This window comes from Halobacillus sp. ABD4_316 (assembly GCF_056161385.1).
Map to the genome: position 1 here is coordinate 212441 of NZ_JBSWZA010000003.1, position 18162 is coordinate 230602.

Annotated in this window: 17 protein-coding genes, 1 pseudogene and 1 riboswitch; of the genes and pseudogenes, 6 read left to right on the forward strand and 12 right to left on the reverse strand. The window is 47.0% G+C overall.

Going from position 1 to position 18162, the window contains the following annotated elements; genetic code table 11:
• Window positions 1-51: 51 nt before the first annotated feature.
• The 5 genes from ACXAJH_RS13625 to ACXAJH_RS13645 all read right to left on the reverse strand — a co-directional run bounded on the left by ACXAJH_RS13625 (window position 52) and on the right by ACXAJH_RS13645 (window position 4239).
• Complete coding sequence (locus tag ACXAJH_RS13625) at window positions 52-747, reverse strand: hypothetical protein (RefSeq protein WP_474971997.1); 696 nt, start codon at window positions 745-747, stop codon at window positions 52-54.
• Complete coding sequence (locus tag ACXAJH_RS13630; RefSeq protein ID WP_474994246.1) at window positions 744-1490, reverse strand: hypothetical protein; 747 nt, start codon at window positions 1488-1490, stop codon at window positions 744-746. Before ACXAJH_RS13630 ends, ACXAJH_RS13625 begins: the two co-directional genes overlap by 4 nt.
• Window positions 1432-2376 carry an ATP-binding cassette domain-containing protein gene (locus tag ACXAJH_RS13635; RefSeq protein ID WP_474994248.1) on the reverse strand — a complete coding sequence of 315 codons (945 nt, stop codon included), beginning with the start codon at window positions 2374-2376 and terminating at the stop codon, window positions 1432-1434. The genes ACXAJH_RS13630 and ACXAJH_RS13635 overlap by 59 nt, the downstream gene beginning before the upstream one ends.
• Complete coding sequence (locus tag ACXAJH_RS13640; protein ID WP_474972000.1) at window positions 2373-2759, reverse strand: GntR family transcriptional regulator; 387 nt, start codon at window positions 2757-2759, stop codon at window positions 2373-2375. The genes ACXAJH_RS13635 and ACXAJH_RS13640 overlap by 4 nt, the downstream gene beginning before the upstream one ends.
• A gap of 130 nt (window positions 2760-2889) precedes the next feature.
• The gene (locus tag ACXAJH_RS13645) at window positions 2890-4239 is read right to left on the reverse strand and encodes a hypothetical protein (protein ID WP_474994250.1); all 1350 of its coding nucleotides are present in this window, start codon (window positions 4237-4239) and stop codon (window positions 2890-2892) included.
• A 438-nt stretch (window positions 4240-4677) separates the two neighbouring features.
• On the opposite strand from ACXAJH_RS13645, the gene ACXAJH_RS13650 reads away from it, so the two are divergent.
• Window positions 4678-5460, forward strand: a complete 783-nt coding sequence (locus tag ACXAJH_RS13650) for a CAP domain-containing protein (protein WP_474967488.1) — start codon at window positions 4678-4680, stop codon at window positions 5458-5460.
• Window positions 5461-5925: 465 nt separating this feature from the next.
• Window positions 5926-6198 carry a hypothetical protein gene (locus tag ACXAJH_RS13655; protein ID WP_474972327.1) on the forward strand — a complete coding sequence of 91 codons (273 nt, stop codon included), beginning with the start codon at window positions 5926-5928 and terminating at the stop codon, window positions 6196-6198.
• A gap of 37 nt (window positions 6199-6235) precedes the next feature.
• Here ACXAJH_RS13655 and ACXAJH_RS13660 read toward each other — a convergent pair whose 3' ends face one another.
• Both ACXAJH_RS13660 and ACXAJH_RS13665 read right to left on the reverse strand, forming a co-directional pair.
• Window positions 6236-7714, reverse strand: coding sequence for a methyl-accepting chemotaxis protein (locus tag ACXAJH_RS13660; RefSeq protein ID WP_474991188.1), 1479 nt, complete (start codon window positions 7712-7714; stop codon window positions 6236-6238).
• Window positions 7715-7726: 12 nt separating this feature from the next.
• Entirely contained in the window at window positions 7727-8494 is a 768-nt protein-coding gene (locus tag ACXAJH_RS13665; RefSeq protein ID WP_474967485.1) for an SDR family NAD(P)-dependent oxidoreductase, read from the reverse strand.
• Window positions 8495-8684: 190 nt separating this feature from the next.
• Here ACXAJH_RS13665 and ACXAJH_RS13670 point away from each other — a divergent pair, with 190 nt between their 5' ends.
• Complete coding sequence (locus ACXAJH_RS13670; RefSeq protein ID WP_474994251.1) at window positions 8685-9788, forward strand: oxidoreductase; 1104 nt, start codon at window positions 8685-8687, stop codon at window positions 9786-9788.
• 118 nt (window positions 9789-9906) lie between these two features.
• Here ACXAJH_RS13670 and ACXAJH_RS13675 read toward each other — a convergent pair.
• Both ACXAJH_RS13675 and ACXAJH_RS13680 read right to left on the reverse strand, forming a co-directional pair.
• Window positions 9907-10077: pseudogene (locus ACXAJH_RS13675) on the reverse strand (IS5/IS1182 family transposase); the annotation flags it as partial.
• Window positions 10078-10328: 251 nt separating this feature from the next.
• Entirely contained in the window at window positions 10329-11066 is a 738-nt protein-coding gene (locus ACXAJH_RS13680) for a DUF3784 domain-containing protein (protein WP_474994252.1), read from the reverse strand.
• 120 nt (window positions 11067-11186) lie between these two features.
• Between ACXAJH_RS13680 and ACXAJH_RS13685 the strand changes: the two genes are divergently transcribed.
• Window positions 11187-12830: a DUF2207 domain-containing protein gene (locus ACXAJH_RS13685; RefSeq protein WP_474994254.1), complete on the forward strand. Its 1644-nt coding sequence runs from the start codon at window positions 11187-11189 to the stop codon at window positions 12828-12830.
• On the opposite strand, the gene ACXAJH_RS13690 is transcribed toward ACXAJH_RS13685, so the two are convergent.
• Window positions 12827-13738 (reverse strand): LysR family transcriptional regulator, encoded by a 912-nt coding sequence (locus ACXAJH_RS13690; protein ID WP_474994255.1) that lies wholly within the window; start codon window positions 13736-13738, stop codon window positions 12827-12829. The two genes, ACXAJH_RS13685 and ACXAJH_RS13690, sit on opposite strands and share 4 nt — an antisense overlap.
• A 112-nt stretch (window positions 13739-13850) precedes the next feature.
• Between ACXAJH_RS13690 and ACXAJH_RS13695 the strand changes: the two genes are divergently transcribed.
• Window positions 13851-14405, forward strand: a complete 555-nt coding sequence (locus ACXAJH_RS13695) for a flavodoxin family protein (protein ID WP_474994256.1) — start codon at window positions 13851-13853, stop codon at window positions 14403-14405.
• A gap of 440 nt (window positions 14406-14845) precedes the next feature.
• Here ACXAJH_RS13695 and ACXAJH_RS13700 read toward each other — a convergent pair whose 3' ends face one another.
• A complete protein-coding gene (locus tag ACXAJH_RS13700; protein ID WP_474967479.1) occupies window positions 14846-16138 on the reverse strand; it encodes an NCS2 family permease in 1293 nt (430 codons plus the stop codon).
• 59 nt (window positions 16139-16197) lie between these two features.
• Window positions 16198-16298, reverse strand: a riboswitch (purine riboswitch).
• Between the two features lie 224 nt (window positions 16299-16522).
• Here ACXAJH_RS13700 and ACXAJH_RS13705 point away from each other — a divergent pair.
• On the forward strand, window positions 16523-17317 hold the full coding sequence (locus ACXAJH_RS13705) for a helix-turn-helix domain-containing protein (RefSeq protein WP_474994257.1): 795 nt from the start codon (window positions 16523-16525) through the stop codon (window positions 17315-17317).
• A gap of 38 nt (window positions 17318-17355) precedes the next feature.
• Here ACXAJH_RS13705 and ACXAJH_RS13710 read toward each other — a convergent pair whose 3' ends face one another.
• Complete coding sequence (locus tag ACXAJH_RS13710; protein ID WP_474994471.1) at window positions 17356-18123, reverse strand: SurA N-terminal domain-containing protein; 768 nt, start codon at window positions 18121-18123, stop codon at window positions 17356-17358.
• Between the last annotated feature and the right edge of the window lie 39 nt (window positions 18124-18162).

Genomic DNA, 18162 nt, shown 5'->3' on the forward strand with positions numbered 1-18162 from the left:
GCTGAATAAAAAACGTCTAGGAGTCTGACACCTAGACGTTTTGCATGTTCTTTATGCAGCCGGATCAATAAGGGTATAATTTCCGTTAATCTCCGTCCCTGCAGGAACCTGAATATAGACAGCCTCCTCGCCCCAATCGATATGAGTTCCTCTTCCCCGGTCCCCGCGTTCCCCGGAAAACTGGGTGAAAGGAAATTCAGAGGTGAACATTTGGTAATGAATATCTACCGGTTTTTCCACGCTCACCGTCAAGGTTTGCTGATTCATGGCCAAAGTCGGTTTGAATTCTTCCTGGACTTTTAAACCATCCACGTAGATCGGCGAGCGGTAATAAGAGGCTTGAACCCTCCCGGTTAGATCAGAAGTTTTTTCTATGAAAATACTCGGCCCACCTTCGTTTTCCACATAGGCTTCAAGTGTCAATGAGTGATCCTGAAGCTCAAAAGACCACTCTTTGACAAGGGTATCCTTGTTCACCTCATCCACTTTTCCCTCGGCAATCAACATAGGGATGGATATTTCTGATCGATTTTTTGAATGTGTGCTTTCCTCATTCATTGAAGCTGTTGTTTCAAAAGAAAGGAAAGCAGAGACAATCATCGATACCAGCAGAAGGACGAAATACCCTCCAAGCATCCATAACCCTGTTTTCCCCTGACCCAGGCGCATTTTCATCGTTCCTATAGAAGAAAACGCAGTGACGGCGACGACCAGAGCAAGAATAAGTATAGGCAGCAGAACCATCATCTTTTCACTTCCAATCGGTTTGAGATGAGAAAGGCGGTAACATAAGCAGCTGTACTGATGGCCAGACTCTTCATGATAAACAGCCAGAAATTCTGTTCAGAAAAAAGGAATTGGAAAAAGAAGCGATCCATGGAGTACCCTGCGCTTTCCAAAGAAATCAAGAGGCCGATAAATAAGACGGGAAGCAGGATAACGAACATTTTGTTCCACTGGACTATCATCCCCGCAGCATAACCGAAGCCTGCAAACATAAAGATGGTCAGGATGAGCGATACAAGGCCCATGACATAGATTCCTGCTCCTTCTGCCCCGTTATTGCTCAAAAGCTCCTGTGAGGTAAAAAGAAAGACAACCACTTTTAAGAGATATCCAGAGAGCGAAGCTGCGAACCCTGCAATCGAGCAGATGATCCACAAATAGATAATTGTAGACAACGTACCGCTCGTGCGGTTCGTAACAAACGCAAAATCATCTTCTCTGTAGGCTTTGGTCGTCAGAAGCAGCGCCGTTATAAATCCCCAGAAAATCGTAAAAATCATAATCATATCTGCATTGTAATACTCAACCCGAATATTGTAGTTCATTCCGCCAGAACTGCTCATTCCTGTACCATTCAACGAGAAAAGAACGGCCAGAAGCTGAATGACCACTAACGACGTAAACACGCTGATATAGGCACGCCATTTATAGCTGATTTGTTTTTTGACCACTTCCGCTGTTGATATGTCCGCTAAATACATCATCCAAGCCTCCTTTCCCATTTGCTTCTCCTGTCATATAAATGAAGGCATCGCTCGCTGAAACGGCTGACAGCTGGACACCATTCCGCTTCAACTCTTCTTTTTCCACCGTTGTGAGATCATTCTCAAGGATGATGGTCTTTTCGTGAGGTCCCTGCTTTTCCTCATATAAGAAAACCTTATGCTTCATCCACTCCGGCATGGATTCTTTCCGTCCGGATACCGCGACCGCATAGGACTTCATGTCTTCCATAGAGGTATGCAGCAGAAGATTTCCTTTATCCAGAAGGATGATCTCCTCCAGCATATCCTCCACCTCTTCCAGATGATGTGTGGATAGTAAGATCGTCCGCGGGTATGCCAGATAGTCTTTTAATAAGGCTCTGTAGAAATCCTTCCGAACTGCGGCATCCATCCCTGTAGTGGGTTCGTCAAAAATCGTAAGCGCTGAACGGGAAGCCAGGCCGATAATCATATTGAAGGTGCTCTCTTTTCCTTTGGACAGCTGGTTGTGACGACCTTTTGGGTGAAAACCGAAATAGTCAAACAAGTTCATCGCAAGTGTATGATCCCAATTATGATAAAAGCGGCGTCCCTCCTCTAAAATTTCCTTTAGCGTTAAGGACGTTGGAAAATTCATCTGATCATCAATGTAGATGCTGTTGGCTGATACCAAAAGATTGTTGAACGGCCGTTTCCCATAGACCTCAGCTTCTCCATCACTTTCTTTCAAAAGGCCTGCGAGAATCTTTAACAAGGTCGTTTTCCCTGCTCCGTTCCGACCGGCAAGACCTATGATTTTATTCTCCTCCACGGAGAAGGATACCCCATGGAGTGCTGTTCTTCTGCCGTACTTTTTCGTTACTTCTTCGCATTGAACGGCTTTCATTCTGATCCCCCCTTCCATGAGTTCCGGATAAGTTCAATAATCTCATTCTCTGACAGTTGAAGATAGCCGGCTTCTGTCACCACATCGTCAATCAACTGCTTTAATGTCTGGTTCTTCCGTTTCTCGATAATCATCTGCCTTGCCCCTTCGGCCACAAATTTACCGATTCCCCGCTTATCATAAAGAATCCCTTCCTCTGCCAATTTTGTAAGCCCTTTGGCCGCTGTTGCGGGATTGATATTGTATATGTCCGCCAGCTTATACTGCGAATAAACCTTCTCATCCACGTTCAAACCGCCATTCATGATTTCACTTTCGATCCATTCTGCGATTTGTATATAAATCGGTTTCATGCCATCTGTATCCAGGATCACTTTGATCACCTTCTCTCCGAATGGGTGCATTAGTGTTGTAATGTAGTATATTACACACCGGTTCTTTTGACAATAATATCCACACAAAAAAAGCTGATCTTATGAAAGATCAGCTTCCCGGCGCCGGATAATTTGAAAATCAGCTTCGTTTTTGCAGGTCCACACAGAGCTTTTGGTACGCTTTAGACTCCTCCATCATCTGTTTATCCTGGTAGACTTTAGCAAGCCATTGGAGGGGCTCAGGGCGATCAGGCTGAAGCTCCATCTCCATTTGGAAACATTCCAGAGCCTGGTCCAGCTGGTGGAAACTATAGTACCCTTCCCCAAGTTCAAGGAGGTGATCGAGATCACCCGAAATCTCTTTCATCCGCACGATTTTCTCAAACGACGGGGATTGTTCAGACAAAGGTCGTATTCTTTCAATGATTTCTTCCATCTCCATCTTCTCAAACAAGGCTTCAATATATTTCTCTACCAGGTGTCCCGTCGATTCCGGTAGAACTGGAAGGATTTTCTCCAAAAGGATATGCACCGCATCAAGGGACTGCCGCATATCGATTTCATCAAGCATAGCCGCGGCCGATGCCATTTGGTCTGAGTGCGGCTGGATATCAAAGCGTTGAACGATGCCGGCCGATGGTTCTACTAAACGTTGGTCAAGATAGCGGTCAAGCAGGAAATCCGTGACTTGATCATAGGCAGGACGGCTGGATATGAGTGGTTCCAACAGAGACATTTGGTCCCGGGGCTCAAAGGTGTCCCTTACCAAATGAAGGAACGCTGCTGATTCTTCAGCAGATAAGGATGGGGGCAGGGAGTTGATTCTGTGGACAAGGTGTTCCACTTCCCTGCTTTCGTTAAGCAGGAGGCGTGACTTCTCTTCCATCGATGCATGGTCTTCGGCGTACAAACGATCGCGTTTGAATAAGGAAGCGTCCTGCGTTTCGTAAGCTTCTGATGCGGAAGCAAAAGCGAGGTCATGGCTGATTTCCTGTACGAACCGGCTCTCAGGCGCCAGACGCACCATTTCCCGTACGATTGTGTAGGATTCAAACATTTTACCTTCCCGTCTACACGTATAAAAGACAGCTTTCATATCAGCAAGCAGTTGTTTTTTAGGAATAAAAGATTCAAAGAGAGTGAGGATCCGGCTTTGTTCCTGCCTTGTAAAATGCCGGGCGGCTTTCTTTTTCAACTGGGGATAGTTGATTTTCTGAAGGGGTTTTTCTGCGTCTAACAATCTCGTAAGGAGGGGATGCGGCTGGTCATAAACCAAGCCTTCTTTCCATACACGGGAAGCGTAGGAGGTCCGCTTCATCTTTTTCGTCTTAACAGCCGTCAGGAAGGTCTGCTTGAAAAAGAACAGCAGCCAGCAGTTTTCATTATCATATCCTTCTATCAGCTGTGTCTGTTCATAAAAGGCAGCCCGCTCCGCTTTTATCCGTAAAGGCTGTTTCTGCTTCGGAATCGACAGGTCTATCATCGTCATACAATCAACCTCCTTTATTTCTACCTTCACTATACCATAACTTTTTCCAATCCCTCCAACTAAAAAATATAAGCCGATGTCGTGTACCAGGCCCATCCCGTCTCTTGCAGCACGGGTTCATAGAAGATTTACCTTGTAACACTGATGTTACATATGTAACAAATCTCCTCTCTTACAAAAGCTGTCAAGGCGCACTTTTATGAAATTTATAATCGAAATGGATAACTCTTCCTATGCTTCCTTCCGCCCTCTATTAAATTATGAGACTATTCTGTTCACGCCGCCGTTGGGTTCAGTCGTTCTTCCACAGGGGATGCTCCCATATGCTCTATCTCTCAGAATGGCAGTTTCCAGATTCAACCTCCTATATTACACGATCTTGATGGTACGATAGAGTTGTTCCAAACAACACAACTCATCAAGGAGGAATTTTAGATTATGAAAAAGCCACTTATTCTGACAGGCGCACTTGCGCTGTCTCTACTAGCATCACCAGCCACATCCCTTGCTTCTACAGGTGAGGTTCAGAAAGACTATCAGGTTCAAACGAAAACCATTCAAATAGATTCCAGTCAGGTGAACGACTGGGTAAAACAAAATGAAGAGGCATTGAACAATGGTCAGTATGATCAATTGGATGTACAGTCTCTGCTTAAACAATTCAATTGGAATGCCCAGCCTTCTGAGCAGGCACCCGTAGAAGAGCAGCCGGCTCAGCAAGAGGAGCCTGCGCAACCGGCAGAAGAAGAAGCTGCACCACAGCCGGCACCTGAAGAAACAACAGCATCAGAAGAAGAAGCTCAAGCGCAGGATTCCGCCCAGGAAGAGAATGTTTCTTCTGACGTATCCGCTTTTGAAAAAGAAGTGGTGGAACTTACGAACCAGGAACGTGAAAAACAGGGTCTTGAACCACTGGAACTGGATACAGAGCTCAGCGGAGTAGCGGAGGACAAGTCTCTCGATATGCAGAACAATGACTATTTCTCCCATAACAGCCCGACGTACGGTTCTCCATTTGATATGATGGATCAATATGGTATTGACTACCGCACAGCCGGTGAAAACATCGCTATGGGACAGACATCTCCAGAGCAGGTTGTTGAAGGCTGGATGAACAGCCAGGGGCACCGAGAAAACATTATGAACCCTGACTTCACCCACATCGGTGTAGGTCACGCCGAAGAAGGCAACTACTGGACACAAATGTTCATTGGTAAATAACAGACGATAGAAAAAAGCCACCGGATTTCCGGTGGCTTTTTAGCTTGTAGAGAAACCTTTTTTCTAGTGACTCCAAAAGAGTGGTCATCCATACTTGGTCATGGATAGGATTGTTCCCACGCAGGCGGCCGTAACGCAGCTTGTCCTGTTCTTTTGAAACAGCGGAGGAGCTGTACTCAACGTTCTCTTTTATCATAGGGTAAAGCTGTCTTCCCACAGGCATCGGCACGAGGAGCGTTCGGTGGTGACGCCTGCGGGAACCATCCACCCAAAAAGCGGAACGTGTCCCCCTCACCACGACATGCGGACAACTCTAACTGGATAACACAGATTTTTCTATCTCTATCGGGTAGGTCTTTCGTCCAAAATGACTTTTTTTCTTTTTTATGGGAAGAAAAAGTATTGCCTTTTGTCAGAATATTTCATAAAATCAATCATACTTTAACTATATCAAATACGAAGGAAGTGGTCGGTTTGAATAAACATACGGTGAGTCACCTCTATCATGTCTGCCCCTTATGTCAAGGAACAGGAGCCTATAAAGAATATGATGACAGCAAGGCTAATATGATTATGGACCATTACAGCCGCGTCAATCATGCCAGTGAGAAAGCGGCTTGGAAACTGGCCGTCGAGGAAACCAGTTATGAAACCAAGTGCAGCCGCTGCCACGGAAGCGGTCACGTATTAAATGATGAGGGAGAGGAAGTGTACAAGGCACTAAAGCAGTTCGCTTGAATCCTCCAAGGAAGACGGGCATGAAGCCCGTCTTTTTTTATACGTTCTCCTCCAGCAGGTGAACAGCTCGGTCTGTTGTTTCTTTCATGGTATCGGCGATTTTTCCATTATCATCCGTCAATGACTCTACTGTGGCACTCATCTGCTCCATTCCGGCGCTCGATTCCTCGATGACGGCTGCCAGATCTCCGCTCCAGCGATCAATTTCCGTACTGCTTTCTACAACCCGGCCCGCCGCTTCATTCGTTTGATCAAAGCTTTGATTGATGTCTATAAGCACGCGGCTCAGCTCCTGGAAGGTGCCGTGTATATCTGCAGAAGAAGATTGTATCGAAGACATCTTCTCTACACTTACCTCCATCTTGGACAAGGTTTCTGCATTATTCTGACTGACCTCAAAAAGATTCTCCGTGATTTGATCAGCCGCCCGCTTGGTTACTTCGGCAAGCTTGCGGATTTCCTCAGCGACAACAGAAAAACCTCTGCCGGCCTCCCCTGCTCTCGCAGCCTCAATGGACGCATTCAAAGCGAGAAGATTCGTCTGCTCTGAAATTTTCTTAATATCTTTAGAGAAGCTGTCGGTTTCCTTCACTTTTTCACTAAGTGTATAGAAGGTTTCTTTCAAATCATGGATAAACGCGTGAACCTCCTCCACACCCTTGGTAAACCTATGTACCTTTGTTTTTCCTTCTCCGGTCAATTCCCCTGCCCGGCCGGTCTCTTCCTTCAGTGTATCCATAAGACCGCTCAACTCTTCCATTTCGGTACGCGAAGAACTGGACTGGTCGGAAATGGCAGTAATCTGTCCGCTCTGGTGATGGCTGCCAGCCGCTACTTCCTGAATGGCATGCCTCATTTCTGCCTGCGATACCCGATTCCGCTGTACATGCTCGTTCACCTTGGACAAATCATCAATGATCACACTTACATGCTCTTCCAATGTGCGGCGTTTTTCCTGTTCCACCTTGGAGCGTTGTTCGGCTTCCAGAAGGAGCTTTCTGATAAATGTATCCTGCCGGTTGCCAAGGTAGATCAAGACTCCGAGAAGCAGGCCCATGAGAATGTAGACCAACAGGATTGTCGGTGCCTCCTCAAGAATGGCGTCCTTATTGACCGTACTTAAAAAAGTGCCTGTCAGAATCGTGACCAATCCGAGTCCATACCCAAGCGCAAAGACAGCCGCCTTGTAATGAACGACGGAAAAGATGGCCAGGAAATAACTCACTAATATAATGGTCCATCCCCCGCCCGTCACCCATATCCCGGCCATTGTAAATACTTGGACGAGAACAACACTGATGTAAGGGAACCAGCTGTCTTTTCTCATAACAAATGTAAGGACCGTATACAAAAGCGTATATAAAAGCATTTCTGTGCCGAACATCGCCACAGCCGCCATGTCTTGTTCGACGAAAGACTTCAAAAAAGCAGCTGCAAGAGAGATCCCGAAACCAGCAAATAAAAGGCCGTTTTTCTTCTTCATGTCCTTCTGCTTCATTGCTTCTACGTTATTCATACTCATCTCTCCTTATGGCCGGATGTCGGACTTGAACACAGTGAACCCATCATCCGCCATGACCGTTGTTCCATTGATGGAACGGGACACATCGGAAGCTAAAAAGGCCACCACACCAGCGACTTCCTCCGGCTCAATCAGCTTTCTCGTCAACTGCTGATGCTCCATATATTCCAGAAGGCCGGCTTTCCTGTAACCGTCTACAATTTTCGTATTCACACCACCCGGTCCGATTGCGACAACACGTATGCCGTGTGGAGCAAGCTCTAAAGCTCCATGCTTTGTAAGCGTGACGACCGCTCCTTTTGCTGCCTGGTAGCCGGTAATACCAAGCGTTCCTGTAAATCCGAAAACAGAAGCATTGTTGATAATCACCCCCTGCACATCAAGCTCTTTCATTTTCTTGGCTGCAGCCAGCATTCCATAATAGACCCCGTGCTGGTTCACATCGACAACCGCGTGATAGTCTTCCGGGGTATGCTCAAGGAAGGGCTTATTGACGCCGATCCCTGCATTGTTGAACATAATATCGATCGTACCAAAGGCATCGACAGCGGTTTCCACCAACGCTTCCACCTCATTATAGGCAGTCACGTCCGTTTTACAGAAAACAGCTTCTCCGCCTTGCTTTCTTAATGCTTCAACGACTTGCTCTCCTTGGTGCTCATTGATATCCGCCAGCACCACCCGTGCTCCCTGGCGGATCATCTCCTCTGCAGCAGCTTTCCCGATTCCATCGGAACCACCGGTAATAACAGCCACTCTACCTTCTAAATTCATATGCTCATCTCCTAAAAAGTTCTATCTTCTCCTATATCGGCAGGATGGAAGATTATTGAAGGATGACTGTCTCTAATGAAAAAAGACGCAGGGGTATGCTAGCTTATAGCTGGCTGAGCATTTACTTTGAATTTGAGACAAAAAGAACGTACCCTGAAAGAGCTTACGATAAGGAAAGGTGGCAGAAGACATGCTTTTTGATTCATTCCATTTAGACAGCAGAACACTCCAAAACCGTTATGTTGTGGCACCAATGACCAGGATCAGCGCAGAGGCTGATGGCCGTGCCAACGATACAATGAAAGAATATTACCGCCGTTTCGCTAAAGGCGGCTTTGCAGCCATTATCAGCGAAGGCATCTACACAGATCAGAGCTTCAGCCAGGGCTACAACAATCAACCAGGCCTTGCGACAGATATTCAGGCAGATGCATGGAAACCCGTGATAGAAGCGGTTCACGATGAAGGCTCCATCATGATTGCCCAGCTGATGCACGCGGGAGGCCAAAGTCAGGGGAATGCTTATACAGATGAAACCATCGCTCCATCTGCTATCGCCCCTAAAGGCGAACAGCTTGGCTTCTACGGGGGATCAGGTCCGTTCCAGACGCCTAGAGCGATGGATGAACCAGACCTGACGGAGACGAAAATGAGTTTTGTCGACAGTGCCAAGCGCGCAAAAGCTGCTGGTTTTGACGGCGTGGAAATCCACGGTGCCAACGGCTATCTGCTGGATCAGTTCCTGACCGATTACTTAAACCACAGAGAAGACGCCTATGGGGGGTCTGTAGAAAACCGGCTGCGTTACGTCCTTGAAGTGGTAGAAGAAGTCCTTGCAGCCGTAGGAGAAGACTTTATCGTCGGTATCCGGATTTCGCAAGGGAAAGTAGCCGATCAAGCCCATAAATGGGCCGGTGGTGAAAAAGAAGCGGAAGAAATCTTCGGAGTTCTCGGTAAAACCGGTCTCGACTATATCCACGTCACAGACGGTGATGCTGCTGCCGCTTCCTTCGGTGAGGGAACAAGAACACTGGCAGAAGCAGCAAAAGCGTTCAGCAAAATTACAGTGATCGCCAATGGTCAGCTCCAGGATCCGGAAAAAGCCGAAGCCCTTCTGACTTCCGGGCAAGCCCATCTCGTTTCCATTGGGACCGGTGCTCTTGCAAATCCGGATCTTCCGAACAAAGTGAAAGACAGCAAAGAGTTGAATGCCTTTGATTTCGAGAAAATCCTCCTGCCTCAGGCAGAAGTGAAAGAAGTAGAATTGAAACATGAGATATACACGAAAGAATAACAAGAAAGGCAGCGGATTTCCCGCTGCCTTCAGCTTGTAGAGAAACCTCAGTTTCTTTACAAGCTTTTTTTCTTTCTTACCGCCAGGAGTGGAAGGGGCACCGCTCCTTGGAACTTCTTTAACATCGAAAAAGACTCTCCTTGACCCAGCTCACCCTTGCTGGATGGAGGACAATCTTTTTCATATCCCGGCAGGAAGCCGTCATCAGCGCCTGTTTCTTCCCATTTTCTTTTCCACGCAAGCGGGAATAGCGCAGCCCATGCCGTTCTTTTGCATGTGCGAACCTGCGTAGGGCACAATTTCTCTCCTATATTCTAACGTCCGCACGAGGAGCGTTCGGTGGTGATGCCTGCGGGAACAGCACGGGCCGAAGATCCACTTGGTCAAATGGTTTTCTTGACCAAGTTAGCTGAGGCCGTGCCCGCGGCAAGCATCCACCGGTAAGCGGAATGTGATCCTTCCCACGACAAATGGACAACTCTAACTGGTTAACACAGGCTTTTTCTACAGCCAAAAGGCAGCCGATTTCCCGCTTCCTTTTTACTTCCCTTTATTCAGCTGCTCATCAAGGAGTTCAATCTCTTCTCGCGTTTCACGGCTTAACCAAAGCTCCTCTTCCCCTTTTTGAACACGAAGAAACGGTCCTTCTCTCTGGTCATGGATGAAAAGACGTGCAGGTCCATAAGGTTCCTCCAGGCGGAACTGCCCCTTCAATTGTCCTGCTGCTGCAAAACCATTGGACTTTAAGATAACTTCTGGAAGTTCTTCTTCAATCGCAACCTCATCAATATCCTCAAGCTGCCATTCCAACCCGTACATCCCGGAAATCTCCAGGTGTGTATCCGTCACTGTGACTTCGTTTTCCATCACGCTGAAATACGTTAAAACACCGATGCCTGAAATGACCAGAATGCCCAGGATCGATGTGATCCAAAGACTCTTTTTTCTTTTTTCAGGGACTTCATACATCTGTACGCGGACCGCGCCTCCCAGCACAACGAGGAGGAAGACAGCCAGACTGATCTCCAAACCATATGGAACCGGAAGCAATCCGATTATAAAGACACCTGCAAACAGAAGGAATATAAGGAGTAGCAGCCGTTCGACCGCTTTCACATACCCATTTTCCATCAGGATACGCTTTTCCTCCTCAGGACGACTGGAAAACCCAGATATAAGACCGTACTCTTTCCGCTTCACTACAAGGAAAGTCAGGCCTCCCGTAATGATGAGCGCAGCCCCCATGGCTATGCTGAAAACTATTGTCCCTGCATCCATTGGTACACCTCCTTCTTATGTCTTTTCTTTTATACGAAGCCGCTGCTCCGAACGTTCCCATCCATTTTTTGAAACCCTTCTCTTTTCTTGTCCGTAACCATAAGAGAAAGCAGGTGACGAATGATGAAAAAGCTGATGGGATGGATGCTTGCTCTGGTTGTTTTTTTCATTCCGCTTCAAGCATCCGCAGTAGAGTTAACCATCGAGGATACGAAGATTAACGCAGACCTTAAGAAAAACGGGGATGTTCATGTAACCGAAGTCCATACCTACACCTTTGAAGGGGATTTCAACGGCATTACCCGGACACTGCTGCCTAAGGAGGGCACATCGATTACGAATGTCCAGGCAGAGGAAAAAGGACAGGAACTTCGTATCGAGCAGGAGGACCATACCTACAAAGTGTTCAGAGACGGTGAAGATGAAACCATCACGATTGATTTATCCTACACCATTCAGAATGGTGTCGAGGTCTTTACGGATGCAGCTCAGTTCTACTATGCATTTTTTGATAAGAGCAATGAAAGTGATTATGAGCAGATGTCCATTACCGTTACACCCCCGGAAAAAGCAGAAGTAAGCACAGCCTATGGAGAAGATTCCGCTTATCAAACCGAGACCATTCAAGAAGACGGGCGTGTCCTATTTGATATGGGCTATGTAAACAGTGGAACGAATGGAAATATCCGTGTCGCATACCCGGCAGACGTGTTTCCGGAAGCCGAGGCTTCTGACACTGCTATACTGAGCAGCATCCAGAACCAAAAACAAGAGTTGGATGAAACGATGGCGGCTCGTCAGGAAGCCGTCAACAATTGGAAAACGGCTGCCCCTTTCCTCCTGACTCTAACGGCTGCGGCTGCCATTCTTCTATTAGGAACAGGATTTGTCAATCGTTCTGCCGTAAGCCAGGAAGCTCAGCGGCAGAGAGTCGGAAACGGCTTTTTTCCGACAGAGGAAATGAGCCTGCCCGCGTTGATTTATTTCACCAATCATGGGCAGATCACCCATTCAGCCGTTACAGCATCCCTGCTGCATATGATTGACAAAGGCAGCATCAGACAGCATTCCGAAAAAGAATTTGAACTCGTCAGCCGGAAAACAGACAAAGACCACGAGAAGCAGCTGATCACCTGGCTGTTTGATGATATAGCAGAAGGAAATCTGCTTCACATCGACGATCTGGAAGCTTATGCAGAAGAGGAGAAGAACCAGGAACGTTACCGGCTGGCCTTTCAGAAATGGAAGGAAATCGTACGCTGGGAATACCAAAGTCTCAAACTTCGGAAAGAAAACACTTGGCAGCGGTGGACAGCGTTAGGGATGTCGTGTGTCAGTTTGGCTCTCATCTTTATCTTTGGCTACTACACACTGATGCCATCTATGTCAGCAATGATTGGTTTTTCACTCTTTTTCATCATTTTCACGGTCGTGTACAGACCTTTAACCGCAAGAGGGCATCGTGTCCGCGAACAAGCAGAACCCTACAAGACTGGGCACCTGCAGAAAAATGGAGAAGACGAAGCCGGGATCCCTGCTCTGCTCTACCAGATCGGCTTTGGAAAACAGAAGTGGCAGCAGGCAGAGCATCCTTCTTCCTCTTCAACCAATCAGGCTGCTCTATTTCTTATACTGGCAGCAACTTTGGACGCCGGTTTTGACAGAGCAGACACCCACACCGCTGTGTCCGCTGCCTCCTCATCAGGAACAAGCGGAGGGGGAGCTGGTGTCGGAGGCGGCGGTGGAGGATCCGGGGGTTTTTAAATCCCCCCCTCCTCCCTGTCTTCCTGAAGAAATTCTCTGGATATATCGATGAAATCCTTTAATGGCGGAGAAAGCCATTTATCTTTATGCCACGCCAGCTGCGTAAATAAAGGAGGCTGGGGGCTTTTCCACCCCAAATCAACGATCCTCCCTTCAGAAAGTTCACGTTCAACGACCATTTGAGGAAGCGCAGCAATTCCAAGGCCGGCGATGACACACTGCTTAATCGCTTCGATACTCCCGAATTCCAGCTTATTAAGAGGGGAAATTTCCGAAGCGGCACATACTTGTTCCAAAAGGCTTCGATACGAGCAGCCTTCTTCTGTAAGAAGCAGGGGCTGCCGTTCAATATCACTCAGTTGAAAGGCTTCATTGTCCTTCAACCAGTAATCCGCACCTGCGACAAGCTTAATATCCTCCTGCAGCAAAGGCTCTATCGTCAAAGACTCTTCCGGCCTGGACGTATCCATGATAAAGGCCGCATCCAGTCGTCCATCCATCAGATCCCTGCGGGCGTGAGCATCGGAATGGGCAGGCTTAAAGATTAACTCCACGTGAGGATGACGGCTTTTGAAAGCCTTCAATACAGGCGGGAGCCGGTACGTACACTGACTTTCCTGGGCACCGATCGTAAGCCTCTCCCTCATCCCGTCTTCTCCGTTAAGTGCCAAACGAGCATCCGAGCTGAGTTTCACCATCTTCTCAGCATACCCTTTAAACTGGTGGCCGGCCTCTGTCAGCACCAGCTTCTTTCCGAGACGTTCAAATAATGGGCGTCCAAGCTGAGCTTCCAGCGATTTAATCTGAGCGGTGACACTGGATTGGGCAAAATTGAGCATAGAAGCAGTTTTCGTGAAATTCAAGGTTTCTGCTGCCGTTAAAAATGTGACAAGCTGCTTTTCATCCATTATTAATTCTCCCATCGTTTTTTTCGATGATAACCATTCAAATCATCCGTTTTTATGATTAATAGTTTTAGTATAAGCTAAACGAAGAAGAGAAACAAAAGGAGGTAAAAGAATGACAATTGCTGTACTGAATGGCGGAAGCCGGCAAGGCGGAAACACAAACATACTTACGGAAAGGTTGGTAAAAGGGCTGGAAGTAACCACTTTTCATCTCGAAGCCTATACCATTAAACCCATTATGGACGGCCGGCATGACGAAGGCGGGTTTCAGCCGGTGGACGATGACTACGAATCCCTGATGGAACAAGTGATGAGTCATGATCTTCTTATTTTTGCTACACCTGTTTACTGGTATTCCATGTCTGCGGCAATGAAACTGTTTATCGACCGGTGGTCCCAGACAATGCGGGAGCCTGAATACGGAGATTTCCGTGAACGGATGTCCAAAAAGCAGGCTGTCGTCCTTGCAGTGGGTGGAGATTCTCCTTATATGAAAGCTCTCCCGCTTCTACAGCAGTTCCAGCATATTTTCCAGTTTGTACACCTGCCTTTTTCAGGTTACGTGCTTGGACAGGCGAACAAACCCGGGGAAATATGGAAGGATCAGCAAGCCTTATTCGCAGCAGATGAGATGAACAAAAAACTCCATACCTTGATAAAGGCATAATAAAAACCTGGAGCACCAATGCTCCAGGTTTTAGATTGTAAAGAAGCCCCTGTTTCTGTCCACTATCCCAGAAGCTGTCAGAAGCGGTTGTTCACGACCATGACCTTCCCAAGAAAACGACACGATAACTGTTCTATGGAGTCTGGAAAACTGTGCTCAACGTTCTCTTTGATAGATGGAAGAACTATTTCCGCTCTATCTATATGAACGCTGGCACGAGGAGTGTTCGGTGGTGACGCCAGCGGGAACAGCACGGGCCGAAGATCCACTTGGACAGGTGATCTTCCTGCCCAAGTCAGCTGAGGGCGTGCCCGCGGCAAGCATCCACCGATAAGCGGATCGTGCCCCTCAACACGACCTACGGACAACCCCGACTGGGTAACACGGAGTTTTTCTAAAGCCTGAATCCTGGAGCACCAATGCTCCAGGACTTTTCATTTTTATAGGAAGACGAAATACATGATAAACAATCCGCCCAGTGTATACATAATCGGGTGAACCTGCTTCCATTCTCTGCGGGCAATCATCGCAAATGGATAAAGAATGAACCCAAGAGCGATTCCTGTGGCAACACTATACGTGAGCGGCATCATAATAATCGTAACAAACGCGGGTATTGTCACTTCCAGCCGGCTCCAGTCGATTTCTTTGACTTCTACGGCCATCAACGCCCCGACAATAATCAACGCCGGCGCTGTAACTTCAGGAGTAACGACACCGAGAAGCGGTGAAAAGAACAAAGCGATGAAGAAGCAGGCGGAAATGATGACACTGGTAAAACCTGTTCTTCCCCCGACAGCTACACCCGCGGATGACTCTACGAAAGATGCTGTCGTCGATGTTCCAAAGATGGCTCCAAGAACACCGGAAGATGAATCGGCGAGTAAAGCACGACCGGCATTCGGAATTTTATTATCCTTCATCATTCCGGCCTGGCTGGCTACCGCAATCAACGCCCCGGCTGTATCAAAGAAGGCTACGAATAGGAATGTGAAAATTACAGCGATGACTTCCGGCTGAAAAATATCCCCAAGGTGCTGGAAGACGACACCGAATGTCGGAGCCATGCTCGGCACCTCTCCGACAATAGAACCCGGCACATCCACAAGACCGAAAATCATACCGATGATACTTGTTACCACGATACCGTAGAAAATCCCACCGCGGATCCCACGGACAAGCATCATTAGCGTAAGGATAAAACCGAAACCTGCAAGAGCCGTCGTCGGTGATGTCAGGTTACCAATGGTAACGAACGTTTCCTCATTGGAGACGACCAGTCCGGCATTTTTCAACCCTACAAAGGCAATGAAAAAACCGATTCCCCCCGCAATAGCATGCTTCAAATCTTTAGGAATGACATTGATAATCTTCTCCCGGATCTTAAACAAACTTAAAATCATAAAGATAATGCCGGCTATAAATACCCCGGTCAAGGCCACCTGCCATTCAATTCCCATACCAATGACGACAGAAAAGGTGAAAAATGAATTCAATCCCATACTTGGCGCGATACCTACTGGGAAGTTCGCCATGAGACCAATCAGCAGGGAACCAAAGATAGCAGATAAAGCCGTTGCTGTGAACAATGCTCCCTGATCCATCCCCGCCTGACTGAGGATGATTGGATTCACAACCAGAATATAAGCCATAGACAAAAACGTGGTCACACCGGCCATCGTTTCTTTTTTTATCGTTGTCCCTCTTTCCTCAAACTGAAAGAAGTTTTTCATGATGTTCCCTCCTAAAACAAAAAAACACCGGCAGCTGCCGATGCGTATACTAAGGGAAAGGTCCATCTATTTTCCCTTGTAGACGAGCTATTTCCGGTAGCTGGTAGAGACGCTCAGGCCGTATTCCTGAACTTATACAAGGTGTTTCGTCAATTAAATTATAGAGAGAATCATAACAACGGAAAAGTAACGGGTCAATCCTTTTGTATGATGTTCTATTATTCTCATTTTTCTTATAAATCCAGAGTTTCTAAGGTTATGAGCAGATGTAAACCTCTCGTTTCCCATTTGCAACCGTTCGTTGACAATCTTCCACTCTAACAGTATAGAAAATTCTTCCATTGTTTTCTATACTGGATGTAACAAAGATGAAGGGGGCTTTCCATGAACTTTGGAGAAAAGCTGTTTCAATTAAGAAAGGAAAAGGGATTGTCGCAGGAAGCACTCGCTGAGCAGCTGCAGACCTCCCGTCAGGCCGTTAGTAAATGGGAGAAAGGTCAGGGATATCCAGAAACAGAGAAGCTGCTGACCATTGGCAGCATTTTCAATGTGTCGATGGACTACCTATTAAAAAAAGAGTCAGAACGAGAACCTGAGGAGGAACAGGGGTATTACGTCAGTCGTGAAATGGCCGAAGCTCATTTCACCTACGTAAACTCCATGGGACGTTCTCTGGCCGTAAGCCTCAGTCTGTTCCTGCTTGGTTTAGTACCCTACTTCCTTTTTAAAGGATCACCCGAATTTCTTGCAGTCATGATTGCAGGCCTCGCTGCTGCAGGGGTGATCTTCTTTATTAAAGCCATGACGACCAAAGGTGCAGAAAACTATGAAATCATAAGCAGCAGGGAATTGATCTTTGACCCCGGGTTCAAAACCGAAATCACGGACCGTTTTGAATCCGTCCGAACTCGACTCGTCTCTTTTCTCATGCTCGGGGTAGTCCTTGCCGGAACTGGATTTATCACCCTGCTTCTTGAAGAAAATGGAGTGACCAACGGGGCTCTGTCTGCGTACTACCCTGTGATTACCATAATATCAGCAGCCGGAGTGTATATCCTTGCCCGTGTCATTGCTGCGTTCACAGCATACGACCTGTTGATCAATCATGAAAAACATAGTCAGAAAAGAAAGGAAAAATCTGAAAAGAAACTGCGTAAGAAATGGAAAGAATGGATCTAACACACAAAAAAGCTGCCCCTGACGGACAGCTTTTTTTCTTATAAGTTTACGGTAACTTCGCCTTCTTCACGAAGCTTGTCTACAAGCTTTTGTGTTTCTTCGGACTGCTTCTGGGTTTGAAGGTTTTGTTTGATTGTATCTTTCACATCTTCATAAGCAGGAATTTCCTGTTCTGTTTCCGCACTTTCCTGCTGCTCGACAGCTTTGTCGTACTCCGCTTTTACTTCATCATCCGTCGGAGCATCTACACTGACTTCTTCTTCAAGAAGCTGATCGACTTTCAGCTGGGAACGGACCTCGGAAAGGACTTCATCTTCCTTCATCCCCTGGTTGGCAAGTTCTTCAAGGAATTTATCCTTGGATTCCATCTGGTTCTGCTCGGCAAGGTCTGTCAGCATTTGATCGACTTCTTCATCGGATACCTCGTAATCACGGCTCTCTGCTTCCTGAACAAGCAGTTCCTGGCCGACAAGGTTGTTGGCGACATCTTTCTTCAACTGATCCTGATCAAGCTCTGTACCTGTCATTTGAGACTGCATAGCCATCTGTTGGAATTGGCCTTGATACGTCGTTTCGAAATCCTCTTTCGTAATCTTTTCTCCATTGACTTCTGCGACTACATCCGGAATGTTTTCAAGATCCGGCTCAGGAGCTTCGGGCTGCTCGCCTTCCGTCTGCTCTTCCTGTGTCGTCTCAGTCTCTTCTTTATTATCATCAGAGGCTCCTTCATCTTCCCCGCACGCAGCAAGTAAAGCAACAAAGGCAGCCAGCATTAATCCCAATAACCATTTTTTATTCAATGTCATTTCTCCTTTTTCATCTGGTTGTGTAAGCCATTGTAACAC

Bases quoted from the DNA above. Each gene is read 5' to 3' on its own strand.
- ACXAJH_RS13625 (WP_474971997.1), bottom strand. From the start codon at position 747: ATGATGGTTCTGCTGCCTATACTTATTCTTGCTCTGGTCGTCGCCGTC.
- ACXAJH_RS13630 (WP_474994246.1), bottom strand. From the start codon at position 1,490: ATGATGTATTTAGCGGACATATCAACAGCGGAAGTGGTCAAAAAACAA.
- ACXAJH_RS13635 (WP_474994248.1), bottom strand. From the start codon at position 2,376: ATGAAAGCCGTTCAATGCGAAGAAGTAACGAAAAAGTACGGCAGAAGA.
- ACXAJH_RS13645 (WP_474994250.1), bottom strand. From the start codon at position 4,239: ATGACGATGATAGACCTGTCGATTCCGAAGCAGAAACAGCCTTTACGG.
- ACXAJH_RS13650 (WP_474967488.1), top strand. From the start codon at position 4,678: ATGAAAAAGCCACTTATTCTGACAGGCGCACTTGCGCTGTCTCTACTA.
- ACXAJH_RS13660 (WP_474991188.1), bottom strand. From the start codon at position 7,714: ATGAATAACGTAGAAGCAATGAAGCAGAAGGACATGAAGAAGAAAAAC.
- ACXAJH_RS13665 (WP_474967485.1), bottom strand. From the start codon at position 8,494: ATGAATTTAGAAGGTAGAGTGGCTGTTATTACCGGTGGTTCCGATGGA.
- ACXAJH_RS13670 (WP_474994251.1), top strand. From the start codon at position 8,685: ATGCTTTTTGATTCATTCCATTTAGACAGCAGAACACTCCAAAACCGT.
- ACXAJH_RS13680 (WP_474994252.1), bottom strand. From the start codon at position 11,066: ATGGATGCAGGGACAATAGTTTTCAGCATAGCCATGGGGGCTGCGCTC.
- ACXAJH_RS13685 (WP_474994254.1), top strand. From the start codon at position 11,187: ATGATGAAAAAGCTGATGGGATGGATGCTTGCTCTGGTTGTTTTTTTC.
- ACXAJH_RS13690 (WP_474994255.1), bottom strand. From the start codon at position 13,738: ATGGATGAAAAGCAGCTTGTCACATTTTTAACGGCAGCAGAAACCTTG.
- ACXAJH_RS13695 (WP_474994256.1), top strand. From the start codon at position 13,851: ATGACAATTGCTGTACTGAATGGCGGAAGCCGGCAAGGCGGAAACACA.
- ACXAJH_RS13700 (WP_474967479.1), bottom strand. From the start codon at position 16,138: ATGAAAAACTTCTTTCAGTTTGAGGAAAGAGGGACAACGATAAAAAAA.
- ACXAJH_RS13705 (WP_474994257.1), top strand. From the start codon at position 16,523: ATGAACTTTGGAGAAAAGCTGTTTCAATTAAGAAAGGAAAAGGGATTG.
- ACXAJH_RS13710 (WP_474994471.1), bottom strand. From the start codon at position 18,123: ATGACATTGAATAAAAAATGGTTATTGGGATTAATGCTGGCTGCCTTT.